We start from the raw sequence: 22421 nt of genomic DNA, 5'->3' as shown, positions 1-22421 counted from the left end.
GGCCATGAACGACAGCCCGATCGAGTGTCAGTTCTTCCTGCCTCACGACGACTTCGTCATGCTGCACCACCGCATCCACGGGGTGTCGGTGATGCCCGGTGCCACCTTCCTCGACATCGTCTACCGCATCCTGCGGGCGCAGGGGTACGACCCGGCGCGCGCGGTGCTGAGGAACATCCTGTTCACCGCCCCGATGGCCACGGAACCCGGGCACGACCTGGAGGTCCGGATCACTGTCGGAAGCCCGGACGGCGAGGGGTCGCGGCCGGTCGCCGCGGACAGCAAGGTTGCGGGGGAGAGCGACAGGGCGCGGGACGACGGCTGGCGTCACCACTTCTCGTGCCGGCTGGAGTTCACCGACGAGCCCGCTCCCGGGCCGGTGGATCCGAGGGCGCTGCTGGCGGGCCGTACCGGCGGCAAGGACATGGCGGACCTGTACCGCCAGGCCAGGGACGAGCACATCGAGCACGGGGCGCCGATGATGGGCTTCGGCCCCGTCCACCAGATCGGCCCCGGCCTGCTCGCCCGGCTGGAACTCGACCCCGGATCTCGCGCACAGGAGGGCGAGTTCCACATTCATCCCGCGAAGCTGGACGCCGCCACCCTGGTCGCCTTCGGGCAGCTTCCGCCGCCGGACGGCGATCCGTTCATCCCCGTCCACCTGGAGGAGTTCCGGGCGCCGCGGGCACTGGAGGGCCCGTGCTGGGTCCATGTGCCTGGGCCCGAGACCACCGCCCCGTCCGGCGACGTCATGCACAGCGATTGCCTGATCTACGACGAGCAGGGCAGGTTCGTCGCCCGCTTCCTGAAGCTGACGTGCAAGCGGGTGCGGAACGCCGCGCTGATCACCCGGCTGCTGCACCCCGAAGACGCCGGAACGGGCCCGCGAGCGGTGCCCGCCCCGGCCGTCGCGCCGGCTCCCGCCGCGCCGCCCGCCAACTCCGCGGCGCGCCTGGCGGCGCACCTCCAGGCGATGATCGGCCAACTGCTCGGCAGGCCGCCCGGATCGATCGACACCACCACGGGCTTCTACGAGCTCGGTCTCGACTCCATCACCATGCTCTCCATCAGTTCGGACCTGGAGAAGCTGGTCGGCAGCCGGCTGTACCCCACCCTGCTGTTCGAGTACAGCGACATCGCCGGTCTCGCCCGGCACCTCGCTGAGACGTACCCCTCCGCCACCCTCCCACGGCTGCCGGACCAGGCCGGGGCCACCGGCCCCGACGAGCCCCCCTCCGACGCCGAACTCCGTTGCTACCGGCCCGAATGGGTGCTGCGCCCGTCCGGGCGGTCGTCGCCGGACCTTCCCGGCGACCTACTGGTCGTCGCCGCCGATCCCGCCCTGCCCGTCGAACTGCGCCGCCGTGCCGGACCGGGACGCCGTACGGTCCAGGTGACCCCTGGCCCGGAGTACGCGAGGACCGGCCCCGACACCTACCGGCTGCGCGCCGGCAGCCGCGCGGACTTCGGGCGGCTGCTCACCGAACTGCGGGCCGACGGGGCGGAGCCGGCGCTGTTCGCGGTGGTCCCGGCCCCGGCCGGACACCCCTCGGCCCGGACCGCGGACGGCTACGACGTCGTCTGGGCCCTGGCGGCGGCCATCGCGGAGAACCGTCCCGCGGACGACTGCCGGCTGCTCGTCCTCCATACCCGGCCCGACGGCGAGGAGGTGCCGCAGCATTCGGCGCTCGCCGCGCTGGCCCGCGGCATCACCGCGGAGACCCCCTGGCTGCGCTGTCGCAGCAGTTGCCTGGACGGCAGGCCGTCGGCCGGCGAACTCGCCGCCGTCCTGCTGGCCGAGGCGGGCGACGGCCGGGACGACAGCGAGACGTTCCACCGGCGCGGTGGCACCGACCACGAGTACACCAGGACGACGCGGCAGCTCGTCCCGTACCTGCCCGCCGAAAGCGACGGCACGGAACTCGCCGAGGGCGCCGTCTGCCTGATACCCGGCGGCGCGGGCGGCGTCGGCTCGCTGCTCGCCGAACACCTGGCCGCCACCCGGCGGGCCCGGATCCTGCTCTGCGGGCGCCGCCCGGCCGACGGGACCGTCATCGCCGTCCTGGACCGGTGCCGGGCGCTCGGCGCCCAGGCCCACTACGTCCAGGCCGACGTCACGCACCGCGCGGGCGCCGACGAGGCCGTCGCACGCTGCCGTGAACTCTTCGGGCGCGTCGACGCCGTGCTGCATTGCGCGGGAACCACCGCCGACGGGGTCCACTTCCGCAAGGACCCCGGGGACACCGAGCCCGTCCTCGCGCCGAAACTGGCCGGGACCGTGCACCTCGACGAGGCCACCGCCGACTGTGACCTGCGGCTGTTCCTGCTGTTCTCCTCCCTGTCCACCGCCGTGCCCAACCCCGGCCAGTGCGACTACGCCTACGCCAACGCCTTTCTCGACGGATTCGCCGAATGGCGCTCCGCCAGGACCGACCGCCAGGGCGTCTCCCGGTCCGTCGCGTGGCCCTACTGGGCCGACGGCGGGATGCGCGTCGGCGCCGCCGCGCTCAACCGCGCCGCGGCCTCCGGAGTGCACCCCATGCCCGGCCGCGAGGGCCTCGCCCTGCTCGAACGATGCCTGGGCGAGGGGCCGTCGCGGGTGGTGGCGGTGTACGCGGAGCCCGGCGCGGTCCGTACCGGACTGCTCGCCCCCGACGATGCCCCGGTCCCTGCCGATGCGCCGGCGCATGCCGATGCCGCCGTGCGGCCCGGTGAGGCCCGCGCGACCACCGTGCACCGCGCCGACGGCGCTGACATCGCCGTCATCGGCCTGGCCGGTCGCTATCCGCAGGCCCCGGACCTGGAGACGTTCTGGGAGAACCTCGCGGCCGGCCGGGACTCCGTCACGGAGGTGCCGCCCGACCGGTGGGACCACGAGGCGATCTTCGACCCGGAAGTCGGAAAGCCCGGCAGGACGTACGGCCGCTGGGGTGGGTTCCTCGATGGCGTGGACCGCTTCGACCCGCTCTTCTTCGGCATCTCACGCCGTGAGGCCGAGCGGATGGACCCCCAGGAGCGGCTCTTCCTGACCATCGCCTGGCAGTCCCTGGAAGACGCCGGCTACCCGCCCTCCTCGCTCGCGGCCGAGCAGGTCGGCGTCTTCGTAGGGGTGATGTGGAACGACTTCCAGTTCGTGCGGGACGCCGGGGACGGGGTCGCGCCCGTCGCGATGCACTCCTCGGTCGCGAACCGCGTCTCGTACACCTTCGACCTGTCCGGCCCCAGCATGGCCGTCGACACCGCCTGTTCGTCCTCGCTGACCGCAGTGCACCTCGCGGTCGAGAGCATCCGCAGGGGTGAGAGCACCATGGCGCTCGCCGGTGGTGTCAACGCCATCCTGCACCCGCAGAAATTCCTCCAGCTCGCGCAGGGCCAGTGGCTCTCCCGCGACGGCCGGTGCCGGGCCTTCGGCGCCGGGGGCACCGGCTACGTGCCGGGCGAAGGCGTCGGGGCCGTCCTGCTCAAGCCGCTGGACCGGGCGCTGGCGGACGGCGACCACATCCACGGCGTCATCAAGGCGAGCCGGCTCAACCACAGCGGTCGCACCAGCGGATTCACCGTTCCCAGCCCCGCCGCCCAGGCGACTCTGGTCCGCGCCGCGATCGAGGACGCCGGGGTGGACACCGCGACCATCGGCTACGTCGAGGCGCACGGCACCGGGACCTCGCTCGGCGACCCCATCGAACTGGAGGGGCTGCGGCGGGCGTTCGCCGCCCTCGAACCGTCACCGGCCCACCGCACCTTCGGCTCGGTCAAGACCAACATCGGCCATCTGGAGGCCGCGGCGGGCGTCGCGGGCCTGACCAAGGTTCTGCTCCAGTTCCGCCACCAGTCCCTCGCCCCCTCCCTGCACGCCGGCGATCTCAACCCCCAACTGGACTTCGGCGACGGGTCCATGAGCGTTCAGCGCCAGGTGTCACCCTGGCCGCGCCCCGCGTCCGGGCCGCGCAGGGCGGGGCTCAGCGCGTTCGGTGCGGGCGGCTCCAACGCCCACCTGGTGCTGGAGGAGGCACCCGACGCCGTCACCCCGAGGCCGCCCGCCACCGGACCCGAGCTGTTCGTCCTGTCGGCACGCGACGAGGAAGCGCTGCGCGCCCGGGGGCGGGAACTGCTGGCCTTCCTGACGCCCGTACGACAGGACGCGGGCCATGCCGAGCGGCACGCCGACCAGGTGCGCTCCCGCGTGCGGTCGCTGGTCGCCGAGCGGGTCGGCGTGGACGCCGGTGCCCTCGACGGCGGCGAGACGTTGGAGGACCTGGGTCTCGATCCGGCGGGACTGCTGGCCGTTGCTGTCGCGGCGGCCGGTGTGGTCGACGGGGGACCGGCGGACCGCTTCCACGCCTCCCTCGCCCCCGGGTCCACCGTGGCAGGACTCGCCGACGCGTGCGCGGCGGCGGCCGTTGCATCCGGCTCGGAGCAGTACCTGCCCCGTATCGACGATCTGGCGCACACCCTGAGGGCCGGCCGGGCGGCGATGCGCACCCGCTTCGCCGTGGTGACCGGCGATCTGGCCGACCTGCGGGTCGCCCTGGAACGCCTCGCGTCCGGAGAGAACGCCGGGCCCGGTGAGTTCCGGGGTACGGCGTCCACCACGGGCACGGGCACGGGCACGGTCATGGGCGTGGAACCGGAGGCGGGCCACGAGGGTCCGGCCTGCCGTGAGGAGTTGGAGAAGCTGGCCGAACTCTGGGTCGCGGGGGCGGGGACCGACTGGTCGCGCCTCGGCGCGCGGGCAGGGCAGGCCGGACCGCGGCGGATGGTGCTGCCGGGTTATCCGTTCCGCGAGGAGCGGTGCTGGCCGGGCGGCTGGCAGGCGTCGGGCGCCACCGAGGCGCAGCCGCAGCCGCATGTGGCGGAAGTCGGCACCGACTGGCTCGTGAGCGACGGAGGGGACAGCGGCGACATGCGGGACGACGGAGTGGAACTGAGCGAGCTGGAGCACGGTGTGGCCCTGGTGCGCCTGGTTGCGCCCATGTTCACCGACCGGCTGCTGCGTCAGCTGCGGGAGGCATTCGCGACGATCGACCGGCGCCCCGACATCCGTGCCGTGGTCGTGACCGGCGTGGAGGGCGTGTTCAGCATGGGAGCCACGCCCGAGGCGCTCGAAGGACTGGCCGGCGGCCGGGGCAGCTTTACCGACCAGGCGTTCCTCTACGAAGGGCTGTTGCGTTGCGAACGGCCTGTCGTCGCCGCGATCCAGGGCCATGCGTCGGGCGGCGGACTGGCCTTCGGGCTGTACGCGGACCTCGTCGTCATGGCCGAGGAGGGCGTCTACAGCGCCAACTTCGTGAACTACGGATTCACTCCCGGCATGGGTGCCACCTACATCCTGGAACGCAGGTTCGGTGCCGCGCTCGCCGCCGAGATGATGCTGACGGGCGCCCCGATGAGCGGCGGTGACCTGCGCGACCACGGGGCGATGGTCACCGTACTGCCGCGTCAGGAGGTGCTTCCGTCGGCGCTGGACCGTGCCAGAGCGCTGGCGGACAAGCCCGAGACGGCGGTCCGCCGTCTCAAGAAGGAGCTCGCGGGGCGCGTGCTCGCCCGGCTCGGCGAGGTCGTTGCGAGTGAAGTCCGCATGCACGAGGAGGTGTTGGGCGACGAGGCCGGGGATCTGGTGCGCGGCCACTTCGCCCGCGTCGAGGCGTTCCGCAGCCCGGCGCCGCGCGTCGTCTCCGCCCCGGTGAGCCCGCCGGAGCCTGAGCCGGCCCCGGAGCCGGCACCGGAGCCCACGCCTGCCCTTGCCGCTCCGCCGGTGCCGGAGCAGGTCCCGGAACCGGAGCGGGAACCGGAAACGACGGCCGCAGAGGTCAACGAGGCCATCGTCACCGCCCTCACCCAGGTGCTCTACCTCCAGCCTGCCGAGATCGACCGGGAGCTCACCTTCTCCGAGATGGGCCTCGACTCCATCGGAGCCGTGGAGGTCGTACGTGACCTCAACCAGCGCTTCGGCACCGGGCTCGACGCGGTCGCCGTCTACGACCACCCGACGGTGCCCTCACTCACGGCGGCGCTGTTGACGGCGTCACGCCAGTCGCGTGCGCTGCACCAGGAAGCGGTGCGCCAGCAACCGCCGACGCCCGCTCCAGCCCCGGTCCCCGCTCCAGCCCCGGTCCCCGAACCCGCCCGCCTCGCCGAACCCGCCCCGGTCCCTGAACCCGCCCACCTTCCGGAACCTGCGACCGTGACGCTCCCCGCTCCGCCCCCGGCCGTGCCCGTGCCCCCGGCGCCTCCCGGCATGGTGACGCTCCGGCCGGTCCAGGCACCTGTGACGGAGCCGTCGGCCGGCGCGCCGCCCGCGGACCCGCCGGGCAGCGGCGCTCCACGCACCGGGGACATCGCGGTGATCGGCATGTCAGGCCGCTTCCCCGGCGCCCCTGACCTGGACGCCTTCTGGCGGAACCTGGCCGCCGGACGCTGCGACATCGCCGAGATCCCCGCCGACCGCTGGGACGCCGAGCGCTGGTACGACCCCGACCGGTCCGTGGCGGACAAGTCCGACAGCCGGTGGGCGGCGCTGCTGACCGGCGTCGACGAATTCGATCCGGCCTTCTTCAAGCTGTCACCCCTCGAAGCCGAGGCGATGGACCCGCAGCAGCGCCTGTTCCTTCAGGAGGCGTGGAAGGGCCTGGAGGACGCGGGCCACGCGGCCGGTCAGGAACCCCTCCCGCGCTGCGGTGTCTTCGTCGGCTGCGGGACCGGGGACTACGACACGGTCCTCGCCGAGGCGGGCCGGGCCGACACCACCCACGCCTTCCTGGGCACGTCGCCCTCGATCCTCGCCGCCAGGATCGCGTACCTCCTCGACCTGCGGGGACCGACGATGGCCGTGGACACCGCCTGCTCGTCCTCCCTCACCGCCGTTCACCTGGCCTGCGAGAGCATCCGGCGCGGTGAGTGCGAGACGGCACTCGCCGGTGGCGTCGCCGTGATGCTCACCCCGCGCCTGCACATCAGGTCGAGCAACGCCGGAATGCTCTCTCCGACCGGTACCAGCGCCCCCTTCGACGCCGCCGCGGACGGGATCGTCCTGGGCGAGGGCGTGGGTGTGGTCGTCCTGAAACCGCTGGAGCGGGCGGTCGCCGACGGCGACCACATCCACGGCGTCATCCGCGCTTCCGGCGTCAACGGCGACGGACGGACGAACGGCATCACGGCGCCCAGCGCGGGCTCCCAGGCCGACCTGATCCGTCGTGTCCACAGCGCGGCCGGTGTGACCCCCGAGGACATCGGCTTCGTGGAGGCCCACGGCACCGGCACACCGCTGGGCGACCCCATCGAAGTCAAGGCGCTGCACCAGGTGTTCGGCGACGGAGGGTCGCGCACCGGGTTCTGCGGGCTCGGATCGGTCAAGGGCAACATCGGCCACACCACCATGGCCGCGGGTGTCGCGGGCCTGATCAAGGTGCTGCTGGCGCTGCGGCACGGCCAGTTGCCGCCGTCCGTCGCGTTCACGACGGCCAATCCGGAGATCGACTTCGAGCACGGCCCGCTGCGGGTCGTGACCGAGCTCACCGACTGGCGGCCGGGTCCCTCAGGGCTCCGGATGGCCGGGCTCAGCAGCTTCGGCTTCAGCGGCACCAACGCCCACCTCGTGGTCGCCGAGGCCCCGGGCACATCCCCCACCGATGACACGGCCGAGGACACAGCGGAGGGCTGGCACCTGATCCCGGTGTCCGCACGCACCCGGGGCGCGCTCAGCCGTGGGCTGGACCAGCTCGCCGACGCGCTCGGCGAGCGCTCCGCGGTCCCGCGCGCGGCCACCCTGGCGGATCTGGCCTTCACCCTCGCCACCGGGCGTACCCACTTCCCGGTCCGCGCCGCCTTCGTCGTCCGTGACCGCGCGGAACTGGTACGCGCGCTGCGCTCCGCAGCCGTGACCGGCGACCACGGCGCGGACCCCGCCGGGCCCGGCGAGCTCCTGCGGCTGGCGGCGGCCTACGTACGGGGCGACGACATCGGGTGGGCGGCGCTGCACGCGGGCACCGCCGCGCGGCGCGTGCCGCTGCCGACGTACTCCTTCGAACGCCGCCGCTGCTGGGCCGTGCCCGAGGCACCGGCCGCCGGCACGGTGCGCCGCACTGTGGACCCCTCGGACTGGATGGTCGCCGACCACCAGGTGGGAGGGCGGCCCGTACTGCCGGGTGTCGCGAGCCTTGAACTGGCGGCGGAGGCCGCCGCCGCGCACGGCATCACGGGTCCGGTCCGCGTCTCCGCCGTGCGGTGGCTACGGCCCCTGGAGGTCACCGGGCCCCGCGGACTCGTCTGCACGACGTCCGTCCACCCGGCGGGCGGCCTGCGCTTCGAAGTCACCGACGGCGCCGACCCGGCGGTGCCCTGCGTCCAGGGGCGCGTGGCGGCGATGCCACCCGAGGAGCCGCCCGAGCCGCTGGACATCCGGGCCGTACGGGAGCGGTGCCCCCGCCTGCTGACCGCCGACCGGCTCTACACGGCGTTCGAGGCCGCCGGGATCAGCTACGGCCCGGCGTTCCGGGTGCTCGGCGAGGTGTCCGTCGGTGAGGGCGACGACGGGACCGGGGCCGGGACCGGGGACGAAGCGCTGGGAACGCTGCTCGCCCCCGCCGGCCGTCCGTTGAACCCGGCCCTGCTCGACGGCGCGCTCCAGACGATCGCCGCGTTCACGCCCTCGGACGGCGAAGGTCCCTTCGTCCCGTTCGCGCTGGAGTCGCTGGAGGTCTTCGGACCGGTCGGTACACCCGCGTACGTGCTGGCGGCCAGGGACGGGCAGCGAGGTTTCACGGTGCGGGTGACGGACGCCGAGGGCCGGATCGCCCTGCGCTTCACCGGCGTGGCCTTGCGCCGGCTGTCCACCACCCTGTCGCGCACCCTCCCCGTAAGCGATCTCCTCTTCGTCCCCGCGCTACGCGACGCTGCTCCGCTGCCCGTCCAGGGCGCCGGGGCGGGCGGCGGAGCGCGGGTGCTGGTGTTCGGCGCGGACGGGGCCCTGCCACTGGCCGACGCGCTGGCCACAGCCCACGGGTCGGCGGGCGACACGGCCGAAGTCCGCCCGCCGGGCGCGGCCCTGGACGATGGCGGGCTGCCGGACGTCGTGTACTGGTGCGGCGGGGACGCCGGACCCGAACCGTCTCCCGTCGGGCTGTTCCGGCTGTGCAAGGCCCTGATCGCCCAGGGTGGCGGAAGCCGTGACCTCACGCTGAAGGTGGTGCTCAACGGCGCGGTGCCCATCGGCGACGGTGGCGAGGTCCGGCCGCACGACGCAGGCCTGCTGGGCCTCGCGCGGAGCGCGGCGGCCGAGTACCCCCGGTGGCGGGTCGGCTGCGTGGACGTCGGGCCGGTCGCGACCGAGCCGCGGGTGACGGCCGGACGGCTGCTCCGGGAGCCCTGCGCCGAACGGCTCGTCGTGCTGCGCGGGGACCGTCGTGCGGTCCGCGTACTGGAGCCGCTGGCCGAGGCCCTCCGTACCGGTTCGTCCGCCGGAACCGCACCCTCCCAGGCCTTCCAGGACAACGGCGTGTACCTCCTCGTCGGCGGCACCGGCGGGATCGGGACGGTCCTCGCGCGCCATCTGGCGAGCGGTTTCCGGGCGAGGCTGGCCCTCGTCGGCCGGCGGCCACTCGACGCCGCGATCCAGGCGCAGCTCGACGAGATCGAAGCGCTCGGCGGGCAGGGCGTCTACCTGCGCGGCGACATCACGGACGCCGCCGCGACGCGCCGCGTGGTCGGTGCGGCACGCGAGCGTTTCGGCCGCATCGACGGCGCCTTCCACAGCGCGCTCGTCCTGCGTGACCGCACCCTGGCGAGCATGGACGAGGCCACCTTCCTCGACGTGCTCGGCCCCAAGACCACGGGCGTCGTCACCCTCGCCGAGGCGCTGGAGGACCAACCCCCGCGCTTCCTCACCTTCTTCTCCTCCGCGATCTCCTTCACCGACGCCGCCGGACAGGCCAACTACGCGGCGGCCAGCACCTACGAGGACGCATGCGCGGCCTCGCTGCGCCGGCGGCTGCCCTTCCCCGTGTCCGTCGTCAACTGGGGGTTCTGGGGGAGCGTGGGCGCCGTGGCCGACTCGCGGTACACCGAGCGGCTCGGTGCGTTCGGTATCGCGTCCCTCGAACCGGCGGAGGCGATGACGGCGCTCGGCTTCCTGCTCGGCGGCGACGTCCCGCAGGCCGTCGTCGCGAAGGGGACCCCCGAAGGGCTGGCCCGCCTCGGCGTGGTCGGCGGTGCGACCGACGGTCCCCCCGCCACCACCGCCACCACGGCCACCACGGCCACCCGGCCCACTCCGGGGCCCGGCCTCGCCTCGGCCAGGGAAGGGTTCGCGGCGCTGGAGCGGCTCGCCCCGGTCCTGCTCCGGCACGCACTCGTCCGACGGGAGGTCCTCCCCGGACCCGGGACGACGACCACCGTCGACGAGCTGAGGGGCCGGCTGGGCTGTGTCCCCGCGAACGAACGCCTCTTCCAGGCCCTCCTGGAGATGCTCAGGCGGGCCGGGATGCTGCGGATGGACGGCGAGAACGTCGGGCTGGCGGCCGAAACCCCCGCCGGTGACACCCCGGACGGGGCCACGGCCCAGCTGGTGGCGGACCACCCCGCCATGCGCCCCCACGTGGAGCTCCTGCGGCGGTGCGTGGAGGCCCTGCCGTACGTCCTGGACGGCTCGCGCAATCCGACGGAGGTGCTCTTCCCCAAGGGCTCCGTGGCTTCCGTCGAACAGGTCTACCGGGGTCAGCCGGTCTCCGACCACTACCACCGGCTGCTCGCGGGACAGGTCGTCGAAGCGGTGGAACGGTTCGCCCTCGCGGGAGCCCCGGCGGTCCGCGTCCTGGAGGTCGGCGCCGGGACGGGCGCGGGTACGACGTTCGTCCTTGAGGCGCTTGCCGCCTGCGGGCGGAAGGTCGAGTTCTGCTACACCGACATCTCCACCGCGTTCCTGCGGCACGGCGAACGGGAGTTCGGCGCCCGCTTCCCCTTCGTCACCTTTCGTCCTCTCGACATCGAGCGGCCGCCGACCGCGCAGGGCTTCGGGGAGAACGGGTACGACCTGGTCCTGGCCACCAACGTCCTGCACGCGACCACGGACATCGGCCGGACCCTGCGGCACGTCCGCGGCCTGCTCAGGCCCGGCGGGGCGGCGCTGGTCAACGAGGTCACCCGCGCCTCCGACTTCCTGACCCTCACCTTCGGTCTGACACCCGGCTGGTGGGCCTACCAGGACGCGGACCTGAGGCTGCGCGACGCACCGCTGCTGGACCCGGCCGGGTGGGGCAGCGCCCTGGCGGCCGGCGGATTCGGCCCGGTGCGCACCCTCGGCATCCCGGGGACACCGGAGCCGGAACTCGAGCAGTGCCTGTTCGTCGCCGAAGCGGCACCGGCGCCCGCACCGGAACGGGCAACGGCCGCGGCCCCCGCGCCGCGGTCGGCAGGTGGGCGCGAGGCGCCCGACAGGGCTCAGGTGCGCAGCTATGTGCGCCGGGTCTTCGCCGAGGTACTCAAGTTCGGGGAGGAGGACATCGACGACCGGGTCACCTTCGAGAACTACGGTGTCGACTCCCTCGTCAGCCTCACCATCATCAGCCGCTTCGAACAGGATCTCGGTGACCTTCCGGCCACGCTCCTCTTCGAACGCCTGACGCTGGCCCAGCTGACCGACTACTTCATGACGGAACGTCAGGATGAACTCGCCGAACTGATGCGGCCCGAGCCCGGACTCCCGACCGAGCCCCGGCCCGTCGCCGCCGTGCCCGCCGAACCCGCATCCACCCCCGCACCCGAACCCGCATCCACCCCGCACCCGAACCCGCATCCACCCCCGCACCCGTCGCCGCGAGCCGTCCCGGCGACATCGCCGTCATCGGGGTCAGCGGCCGCTACCCCGGGGCCCCCGACCTGGACAGCTTCTGGCGCAACCTCGAATCCGGCACGGTCAGCGTCACCGAGGTGCCCGCCGACCGCTGGGACTGGCGTCCGACCTTCGATGCCGAGCGCGGCAGGCCGCAGCGCAGCTACAGCCGGTGGGGAGCGTTCCTCGACGGCGTCGACCGCTTCGACCCCGCCTTCTTCGGCATCCTCGCCCGCGACGCCGCGCACATCGACCCGCAGGAGCGGCTGTTCCTGGAGACCACCTGGAACCTCCTGGAAGAGGCGGGGTGCCTCGGGGAGCACACCCGCGAGACGAGCACCGGTGTCTTCGTAGGCCTGATGTACGGAACCTACGGCCAGCTCGCCGCCACCGGATGGCCGAGCGGAAAGCTCTCGGGGGCGCACTCGGCGCACTGGTCCGTCGCCAACCGGGTCTCCTACTTCTTCGACTTCCAGGGCCCCAGCCTCGCGATCGACAGCGCCTGTTCGTCCTCGCTGAGCGCCGTCCACCTCGCCTGTGAGAGCATCCGGCGCGGTGAGTGCCGGACCGCCGTCGCGGGCGGCGTGAACCTCGTCCTGCACCCCGCCCACCATGTGTCGCTGAGCGCGCTCAACATGCTGTCCGCGGACGGTACCTGCAAGGTGTTCGACGCGCGCGCCGACGGCATCGTCCCGGGCGAGGGGGTCGGCGCGGTCCTCCTGAAACCGCTGGAGCGGGCAGTCGCCGACGGCGACCGGATCTGGGGCGTCATCAAGGGCGGCTCGATGAACGCGGGCGGCAAGACCGGCGGTTACACCGTGCCCAACCCCAACGCCCAGACGGCGCTGATCAAGGACGTGCTGGCGAGGGCCGGCGTGGAGCCGCGCACCGTCTCGTACGTCGAGGCCCACGGCACGGGCACCTCGCTGGGCGACCCGATCGAGATCACTGCCCTCGCGCAGGCGTTCGGCACCGGCCCTGAGGACCACGCGTGCGCCGTCGGGTCCGTCAAGGCCAACATCGGTCACCTGGAGGGCGCGGCGGGCATCGCCGGCCTGACGAAGGTGCTGCTCCAGCTACGGCACGGCAAGCTGGCGCCCTGCGCCAACCTGGAGGTCGACAACCCCAGGATCGACTTCGCATCCGGGCCGCTCCGCCCGGTCCGCCGGCTCACCGACTGGCCGGCGCCCTCCGCAGGCGCCGCTCCGCGCCGCGCGGGCATCAGCTCCTTCGGCGCCGGCGGGGCCAACGCCCATCTCGTCGTGGAGGAGTACGTGCCACCACAGGCGCGGCCGCGGCCCGAACCCGTACACCCCGGACCCCACCTGTTCCTGCTGTCGGCCCGGTCCCCGGAGCAACTCCGACACCACGCCCGTCAGGTGGCCCGTCATCTCGCGGGCTCCCAGGGGGAGGTCGACGCGCTGGCCGCGCTCGCCTGGACCAGCCAGACCGGACGCAGGGAGTTCACCGAGCGGCTGGCGGTCGTCGCCCGGGACACCGCAGGACTCGCCGCGGAACTGCGGGCTTTCGCCGACGGCGGACCGGTGCGCGGGTCCGCGACGGTGGCGGGGCGCGCGGGCCGTTCGGCGAGCGGCGCGGCGGACGAGCGCGCCGACGCGCCGCTGCGGGACGCGCGGACGCAGGCGCCGACGGACACGCGCAGGGAGCAGGCCCTCGCCGACCTCGCGGCGCTGTGGACCGAAGGCACCAGGATCGACTGGCGCGACATGTGGTCCGCACACCCTCCGCAGCGCGTTTCCTTCCCCACCTACCCCTTCGAGCGCACCCGGCACTGGCTGGACACCGGCGTGGCGGATCCCACCCTGGGCGGGGACCGGACCGTGGCCGCCCACCGGTATCTGCTCCCGGTCCACGAGCCGACGCCGTTGAGCGGGCCCGAGGACCCGCCGGACACCGTGCTCCTGCTGTCGGCCGAGCCGTCCGTACGCCGGGCGACGGCCGAGGCGTTCGCGGCACGGGGCGTGCGCTGCGTCCACGTGGTCCCCGGCGAAACGTTCGAGGAGCGGGACGCCGACGTGTTCACCCTGGTGCCGGGGGACAGGGAGCACTTCCGGCGGCTGGCCGGTGCGCTCGCCGCCCGCGACCAGCTCCCCGACGCAATCGTGCTCGCCTGCCCCGCATCCCCGGACGGGGATGGCCCGCCCGAGCCGGGGGCGCTCGCCGCCGACCTCGCCGCAGGCCCGTACGCGCTGCTCTGGGCGGCGGCCGCGGTGCTGGGGCGCGGCAGGAGGGTTCCGCTGCGGGTGGCCGTGCTGCACGGTCCGGCAGAGCGGCAGCCGCAGTTCTCGGCGCTCGGCGGCATGCTGAAATCCCTGGCGCTGGAGCACAGCACCTTCCGCGCCGTGCGCGTGGAGCACGACGACAGCGGCGACATCGGCTCCGCCGCCGCGCTCGGCGCCCTGCTCGCCGACGAGACCGTCCGCGTCGGCGAGAGCGTCACGGAGGTGATGTACCGCGATGGCGTGCGCGCCGTCCGGCGGCTGACGGACCGCGCCGACGACCCCGATGGCCCGGGGGACGACCCTGACCGCCCTGGCGGCGCTCGGGTACAGGCCGGCGGCACCTATCTGGTCACCGGCGGAGCGGGCGCGCTCGGGCTGTTGTTCGCCGAGTTCCTGGCGGACCAGCAGCCCGTCAACCTGGTGCTGGCGGGACGTTCACCGCTGGACGCGGAGATCGAACGGCGGACGGCCGCGCTGTGGCGTGGCGGCTCCACGGCCTGGTACCGCCCCACCGACCTGCGCGACGCGGACGACGTCACCGGGCTGGTCGACGACATCCGCGCCCGGTACGGCGCGCTCAACGGCGTCCTGCACGCCGCGGGAGTGCGCCACGACAGCCGGGCCGTCCGCAAGACCGTGGCGGAGGCGGAACAGGTGCTCGGTCCCAAGGTGGCGGGCACGCTCCTGCTCGACCTCGCCACCCGCGGGGAACCGCTCGACTTCTTCGCCGTCTTCGCCTCGCTCTCCGGAGAGACCGGCAACCTGGGCCAGACCGACTACGCCTACGCGAACGCCTTCCAGCTCGACTTCGCCGGTGCCCGCGAGCGGCTCAGGCGCTCCGGAGCCCGGCCGGGCCGCGCCCTCACGATCGGCTGGCCGCTGTGGGCCGACGGCGGTATGGCGGTGGACGACGCCACGCGGCGGCTGTTCGCGCGGCGCTGGTCGATGGTGCCGATGCGTACGGAGACCGGCCTCCGGGTCTTCCAGGAGGCCCTTGCCGGTACGCACACCCGGTACCTGGTCGTGGAAGGCACCGCGGGCCAGGAGCCGCCCGACGACAACCCGCAGGACCCGCCGGTGGCAGCGCCTGCGGCTGTGCCCGCGACAGTGACAGCGACGGAGAGGACGGCCGTGGAACAGGAGCAGAGCGTGGAGGAGATCCCCGAGGTGTCGGCTGTCCCTCTGGTCGAGGCCCGGCTCCGTTCCTTCGCCGCCGCGTACCTGATGGTGGCCGAGGACGAGGTGGACCCGGAGGCCGAGCTGATGGACCTCGGGTTCGACTCGATCTCCCTGGGTGAACTGATCACTCAGATCAACGACCTCTACGGGCTGGATCTGCTGCCCACCGTGCTGTTCGAGAACCCGACCCTGGGCGACGTCGCCCACTATCTCGACGACCGGCACGGCGAAGCGGTCCGGAGCACACACGGCCCGACCCCCGGCATTCCCGCCGCGGCCGCGGCCACCGAGGAGGAGCCGGTGACGGAACAGGACCGCCGCCCGGCGGTCCTGCCCCCGGCTCCGTCCGTCTCCGTACACGGGGACGTCTCCGTACGCAGGGACGTCGCCGTCATCGGCATGGCGGGGCGGCTGCCGGGCTCCCCGGACCTGAAGGCGTTCTGGCACCACCTGGTGGCGGGCGACGACCTGGTCACCGGTCCCCCCGCCGACCGCGCCGAGCTGCTGGCACATCCCGACGCCGCCTCGATGCGGGGCGGCTTCCTGGAGGACGTCGGCGACTTCGACGCCGCGTTCTTCCGCATCTCGCCCACCGAGGCCCGGCAGATGGACCCCCAGCACCGGATCTTCCTGGAGACGGTGTGGCGGACCCTGGAGGACGCCGGCTACCGGCCCGACGAACTGGGCGGGACCGCGACGGGAGTGTTCGCGGGTGTGGCCACTGCGGACTACGCCGAACTCGTCGCCCGCTCGGGCGTCCCGATGCAGGCCCACATGGCGACGGGCATCGCCAGGTCGCTGCTGGCCAACCGGATCTCCCACCTGCTCGACCTGCACGGTCCCAGCGAGACCGTCGACACGGCCTGCTCCAGCTCGCTGGTCGCCCTGCACCGGGCGGCCCGCGCCGTGGCCGAGGGGGAGTGCTCCATGGCCCTGGCCGGAGGCGTCAGCCTCCAGCTCAGCCCGGGGCTGTTCACCGTGTTCACCCAGGCCGGAATGCTCAGCCCCAGCGGACGTTGCCGCACGTTCGACAAGGACGCCGACGGGTACGTACGGGGCGAGGGCGCGGGCGCCGTCCTGCTCAAACCGCTCGACCGGGCGGAGGCGGACGGCGACCGGATCATCGCGGTAATCCGTGGCAGCGCGGTCAACCACTGCGGCAAGTCGCCGTCGCTGACCGCCCCCAACCCGCGCGCCCAGGCGGACGTGCTCGTCCGCGCCCATCAGGCGGCGGGCATCTCGCCGTCCACCGTCACCTACCTCGAAACCCACGGCACCGGCACCCGGCTCGGTGACCCGATCGAGGTCGAGGGTGCGAAGGACGCGTTCGCACGGCTGTACGCCGAGGCGGGGGAGGACGTACGGGAGGCGCCGGGCGTCGCGATCGGCTCGGTGAAGACGAACATCGGCCACCTGGAGGCGGCCTCGGGGATCGCGGGCGTGCTCAAGGTGCTGCTGAGCATGGTGCACCGCACGCTCCCCGCCCATCTGCACCTGCGGGAACCCAATCCGTACCTGCGCCTGGCGGACACCCCGTTCCGGATCAACGACCGGACCACCGAGTGGGAGGGTGCCAAGGACGAGAACGGCCGGCGCACCTGGCGCGCGGGCGTCAGCTCCTTCGGATTCGGCGGGACCAACGCCCATGTGGTGCTTGAGGCGTGGAACCCGGCTGTGGACGACCCGGCGGACGAGCGTACGCGCAGGCAGTCGTTGCCCGCCGCGCGGTTCACGCCCCAACGCCACTGGTTCAGCGAGGCGCCCCGCGACTCCGCGGACTCCACAGCGCCCGCGCCGACGGGTGAGCGACCCAAGGTGAAGCTCGCCCCCCTCGCGCAGGCCGCTGCTCCCGCCCCCGTCCTCGCTCCGGTCCCGAAACCGACGCCGCCCGCACCGCCAGCACCGTCCGCACCCCCCGCAGCGGCCGGGGAAGGCCCGGGGGAGATCCTGCTGGCAGTCCGCGGACTGCTGGCGAACGTCCTGGGCCTGCCCGTGGACGGGGTGACCGATGACGCGGTCTTCGCCGACCTCGGTCTCGACTCCATCTTCCGGATGGACGTGGCCCGCGCCCTCAACGACCGGTACGGGCTCGACCTGAAGGGCGCCGACCTCTACGAGTACGACTCCAGCGGCCGACTGGCCGCCCACGTCGCGGCGCTGGCGGCGCCGGCGCCCCCGGCGGCCACAGCCGCCCCCGTGGTCCCGGTGGTTCCCGTCGCGTCCGTCGCGTCCGTCCCGTCCGTCCCGTCCGGTGTGGACGAACCCCAGGAAGCACTGGTCCGGCTGCTGACGGACATTGTCGGGCACGACCTCGACCGGGAACGCACCTTCGAGGCGAACGGCCTCTCCTCCTTCGACATGCTCCGGGTGGTGAGCGCGCTGGAGAAGAATCTCGGGACCCTGCGCAAGACGCTGCTGTACGACCGGCCCACCGTCGCGGACCTCACCGAGCACTTGAGCGACGTGTACGGCGCGGAGGCGCTGGCCCGGATCCGCGTCGACGATCCGCAACCGCACGCCGCGGAAGAAGCACCTCCCGGCCCCGCTTCCGCTCCCGACGACGGCGGACTCGCAGCCACCGCGCTGCTGCTGCCGCGCGACGAGGCGCTGCTCGACCCGGAACTCGGTCCGGTCATGGCCCGCCTCGAAGCCGAGCACGGCAAGGAGAGCGGCCTCGCCGGCCGCGACATTGCACCCCTCGTCTTCGTGGGGGCGGAGCGGCGCGGCTTCTACGCCTGCTCCCGCAAGGGCCCGGCCATGCTCGTGTGGGTCTACACCGGTCCCGGGGAGCACTTCACGGAGCTGGCCGCCGAATACTTCGCTTACGCGCGGCGTCACGGCCTGCGGCCCAACCTGCTGTCCCTGGTCCGGCTGGACGAGATCGGCGGGGCGCCGGTCACCTCGACACCGTTCGGCGCGCTCCAGCGCATCGAGGACGTCGGCTCCTTCTCCCTCAAGGGCGGGCGGATGAGCCGGTTGAGGTACATGGTCAAGCGGTTCGAGCGGGCCGGTACCTGCCGCACCGACGAATACCGCAGCGGAACCGATCCGGCCGTGGACGCGCGGCTGGCCCTTCTTGTCGACCGCTGGGCTGCCACGAAGCAGATGGTCAACCCGTACGTCGGCAGGGTTCGCGCGGAGCTGGCCGGCGGTGTGCTGGACGCGCGCCACCGGATCTTCCTGACGTACGTGGACGACACGGTCGTGAACGCCGTCGTCGTCACGAAGATCCCGTCGGAGAACGGCTATCTGCTGGACGTGGAGTTCTACGCCGACGATATGCCGCTCGGCGGCCTGGAGTACGCGATCGTGGCGATCCTGGAGCGGCTCGGCGCGGAGGGCTGCGAGATCTTCAGCTTCGGCGCCAGCTTCGGCGGGGAGCCGGGGAACTCGCCCAACGCCTCGGAGCAGGCAGAGCGCGGGCTGGCCGAACTGCGGTCGGCGGGTGTCTTCGGAGGCGGGAACTACCAGTTCAAGAGCAAGTTCCGGCCGGTCGCGCAGCCGCTGTACCTCTGCCAGCCGACAGGCAACGACGCCACCGAGGTGGGAGACGTCATCCTGATGATCGCCGACCCCCACCCCACCGCCGCCACCGCGCCCACCCCGGCGCCCATGCCCGCCGCCCTGCCCGCCCCCACTGCCGTCACCGGTCACCGTCCCGAGGCCGACAGCCCCGCGGTCGCCCGCCGGACCGCCGAGCTCGCCGCCCACGGGCACAATCCGATCCGGATCGCGCACCCCCGCGTCGACGTGGACCTGCTCACCGACTCCTGGGCGGAACGGACCGATCCGTGGCAGCGGGACCGGCTGCGCGCGCTGGCCGACAGCGCGTCGTCCGGCGCGGCGGACACCGTGGGCGCGGAGGCCGTCGGTGGTGACGGCGCCACCGCGCCCTGGCTGCCGTTCGCCCACGCCTTCCTCACCGCGTCGGGCCGTTCCGCGGAAGCGCTGCTGTGCCGGGCCTGGCCGGGTCGGCGCGGTCTGGTACTGCACAACGAACTGTTCCCCACCTGGCTGTACAACCTCGCGGACGAGGGCTTCGACCCGTCCACCGTGCTGCGCGCGGGAGGCGGAACGGGGCCCTTCACCGCGGACCTGGACACGGTGGCCCTGGAGGAGACCCTGGAACGGCTCGGGGGCAAGGTCTCGTTCGTCGCCGTGGAGACCGCGGGCAACGCCCGCGGCGGCGCCCCGCTCTCCCTCGGCAACCTCAGGGCGGTGGCCGCGCGTGCCGCCGTCCACCAGGTACCCCTGGTCCTCGACGCCACCCGGCTGCTGGACAACGCGGTGCTCATCACCGCCCACGAGCCGGGCCAGAGCGGGCGGAGCCCGTGGGACGTCGCCGAGGAGATCCTCGCGCTGGCCGGTGCCGTGACCTTCAGCCTCTCGAAGGACTTCGGCGTCGACGCCGGCGGTCTGGTCGCCGTCCGCGACCGGGAGCTGGCGGTGAGCCTGGACGAGCAGCTGCTGCGGCGGGGGCGCGAACCGGGACTGTCCGCCCGCCGGTCCCTCGCCGTCGCCCTCGGCGACCAGAGGGCCGTCATGGACCTCGTCCGCACCCGGGTGGACCAGGTGGCCGAGCTGCAAGCCCGGCTGGAGGCGGGGGGCGTCCCGCTGGTCCCTGGCACCTCGGCGCACTGCGTGCTGCTCGACCTGGACCGGCTGACCCGCTTCGACGGGTTCCAGCATCCGATGCAGGCGTGTCTGGCCTGGCTGTACCAGCACACCGGCATCCGTGGCGGCCCGCACCTGTCGCCGTACGGTCCTGACACGCCCGGCACCGCCGCCGGGGCCGACCGTCCGACGCGGCAGCTCGTCCGGCTCGCCGTGCCGGTCGGCATGGACCGTGAGACGGTCCTCCTGGCCGCCGACCGGCTCGTGGACCTGGTCGCGGGACCGGTCCCCGGCACCGATCTCCTCGAGATCGGCGGCCCGTCCGACGCGCTGGGAGCGGCCCGCGCCCACTACCACCCGGCCGAGGCGCTGCCGCCGGACGTCCGTGAGGCGCTGGCGGAAGGGCGCCCGAGCGGTTCGGGGACCGGCAACTTCGACGTGCTGCGCGAGCGCGCCCCGTCCGCCGTCCGCCATCTGCTGCGCCTGCCCGACGGCGAGGTGGAGGTCTTCGACTGCGGCAGCGGCCCGACCGTCCTGATGATGCCGCCCTTCAACATGGGCGGCGGAGTCTTCGCGGGCCAGTTCGCCGGCCTGGCCGACCGGTACCGGATGCTCGTGGTGCACCACCCGGGGGTCGGCGCCACGACCAGTGCGAGCGACATCTCGCTGGAAGGCATCGCGGGGTTGTACCGGAGGGTCCTGGACCAGCTGGGGCCGGCCGGTCCGGTGCACGTGGTGGGCACGTCGTTCGGCGGGTTGCTGGCCCAGAGTTTCGTGCTCGCCCATCCCGGGCGCGCCGCCTCCCTGACGCTGCTGTGCAGCTCGTACAAGTACGCCAACCGGGCGGGCGAGGTGAACCGGCTGGAGACCATCATCGAGGAGGACCTCGACCGGCACGCCGCGGCGGACGTTCCCGGCTTTGGGCAGCGCCGCGCGGAGTACGCGGACGTGCTGAGCCGATGCGAAAGCATGGCCCCGCACATCGGGCTGCGCTACCTCGACGTCTTCGCCGAGCAGCCCGACCTGCTCGGCAGGCTCGGGGACATCGCGGTCCCGGCCCTGATCGTCGCCGGGGGCCTGGACGCCGTCGTGCCGCTGAAGACCTCGCACCTGATGCACGGCGCCATCCCGGACGCCCGCTACCGGGAACTGCCCCACGCCGGCCACTTCCCCACCGTGACCGATTCCGACGGGGTGAACGCCGTGCTGGCCGAGTTCCTCGGCGCGTGCGAGACACGGAGGGCACAGCGATGAACGACACCGCCCAGGAAAGCCGCGGGACCTTCGGCATCGAGGCGATGGACGTCTACGGCGGCTCCGCGTCGATCAGCGCGCAGGCGCTGTTCGCGGGCCGGGGCCTGGACCCGCAGCGGTTCGACAACGTCGTCCTCAACCGCCGTGCGGTGGCCCTGCCCTTCGAGGACCCGGTCACGCACGCGGTCAACGCGGCCCGCCCGCTGCTCGACCGCATCCCGCGCCGTGACCTGGACCGCATCGAACTCCTGGTCACCACAACCGAGTCGGGCATCGACTACAGCAAGTCGGTCGCCACGTACGTGCACGAGCACCTGGGACTCGGCCGCAACTGCCGCCTGCTGGAGATGAAACAAGCCTGCTACTCCGCCACCGGCGCGTTGCAGCTGGCCGTCGGCCAGCTCGCCGCCGGGATCTCCCCGGGGGCCAAGGCCCTGATCATCTCCACCGACATCTCGCTGGCCGACGAGCGCGCCCAGTACGCCGAACCGGCCACCGGCACCGGGGCAGTGGCCCTGCTCGTCGGCGACCGTCCCCGGGTCCTCGCGGTCGATCTCGGCGCCTTCGGGCTCTACAGCTTCGAGACTCTCGACTCGGCCCGGCCGCTGCCCGACCTCGACATCGCGGACGCCGACCGCTCGCTGCTCGCCTACCTGGAGTGCCTCAGCCACAGCTTCGCCGACTACCGGACCCGCGTCGAGGGCGCCGACTTCGCCACCACCTTCGACCATCTGGCGCTGCACACACCGTTCTCCGGCATGGTCAGGGCGGGCCACCGACGGCTGATGCGCGAGCTGTACGGAACCTCGCCCAAGGACATCCAGAACGACTACGAACGGCGCGTCGAGCCGTCGCTCAACTATCCGGGCGAGGTCGGCAACCTCTTCTCCGGCTCCCTCTACCTCGCACTGGCCAGCCTCATCGACCACGTTCCGCTGCCGGGGCAGACGCGGGTGGGTCTGTTCTCCTACGGATCGGGCTGCTCCTCGGAGTTCTTCAGCGGCGTCCTGGGCCCGGATTCGGCGGCCGAGGTCGGGCGGGCCAGGATCCGGGAGCGGCTCGCCAACCGTGCCGAGCTGACCTTCGCCGAGTACACCGAGCTTCTGCCGGAGACCCTCGGCTGCCTGCGCCCGGTCAGTGACCGGATGGTGGACCCCGCCGGATACAGCGCGTATCTCGACCGGGTCGTGGACCGGCCCAAGATGCTCGCGCTGACCGGCGTCGAGGGCTATCACCGTCGCTACGAGTGGATCTGACCAGGCGGTCCGGAACCATCGGCCCGGATCCAGCACACCCCACCCTCCGAA

2 protein-coding genes and 1 pseudogene are annotated in these 22421 nt (G+C 73.3%); all 3 read left to right on the top strand.

The window, feature by feature from the left end:
• Positions 1-4: 4 nt before the first annotated feature.
• Positions 5-11626, top strand: a pseudogene (locus LNW72_RS01470) (SDR family NAD(P)-dependent oxidoreductase); the annotation flags it as partial.
• Positions 11627-11739: 113 nt separating this feature from the next.
• Positions 11740-21114, top strand: a complete 9375-nt coding sequence (locus LNW72_RS01465; RefSeq protein WP_308402133.1) for an alpha/beta fold hydrolase — start codon at positions 11740-11742, stop codon at positions 21112-21114.
• Entirely contained in the window at positions 21111-22370 is a 1260-nt protein-coding gene (locus LNW72_RS01460; protein ID WP_250973616.1) for a hydroxymethylglutaryl-CoA synthase, read from the top strand. The genes LNW72_RS01465 and LNW72_RS01460 overlap by 4 nt, the downstream gene beginning before the upstream one ends.
• Positions 22371-22421 lie beyond the last annotated feature (51 nt).

Source organism: Streptomyces sp. RKAG293 (assembly GCF_023701745.1).
In the GTDB taxonomy this organism is placed as follows: domain Bacteria; phylum Actinomycetota; class Actinomycetes; order Streptomycetales; family Streptomycetaceae; genus Actinacidiphila.
This window is presented reverse-complemented; position numbering and strand designations above follow the sequence as displayed.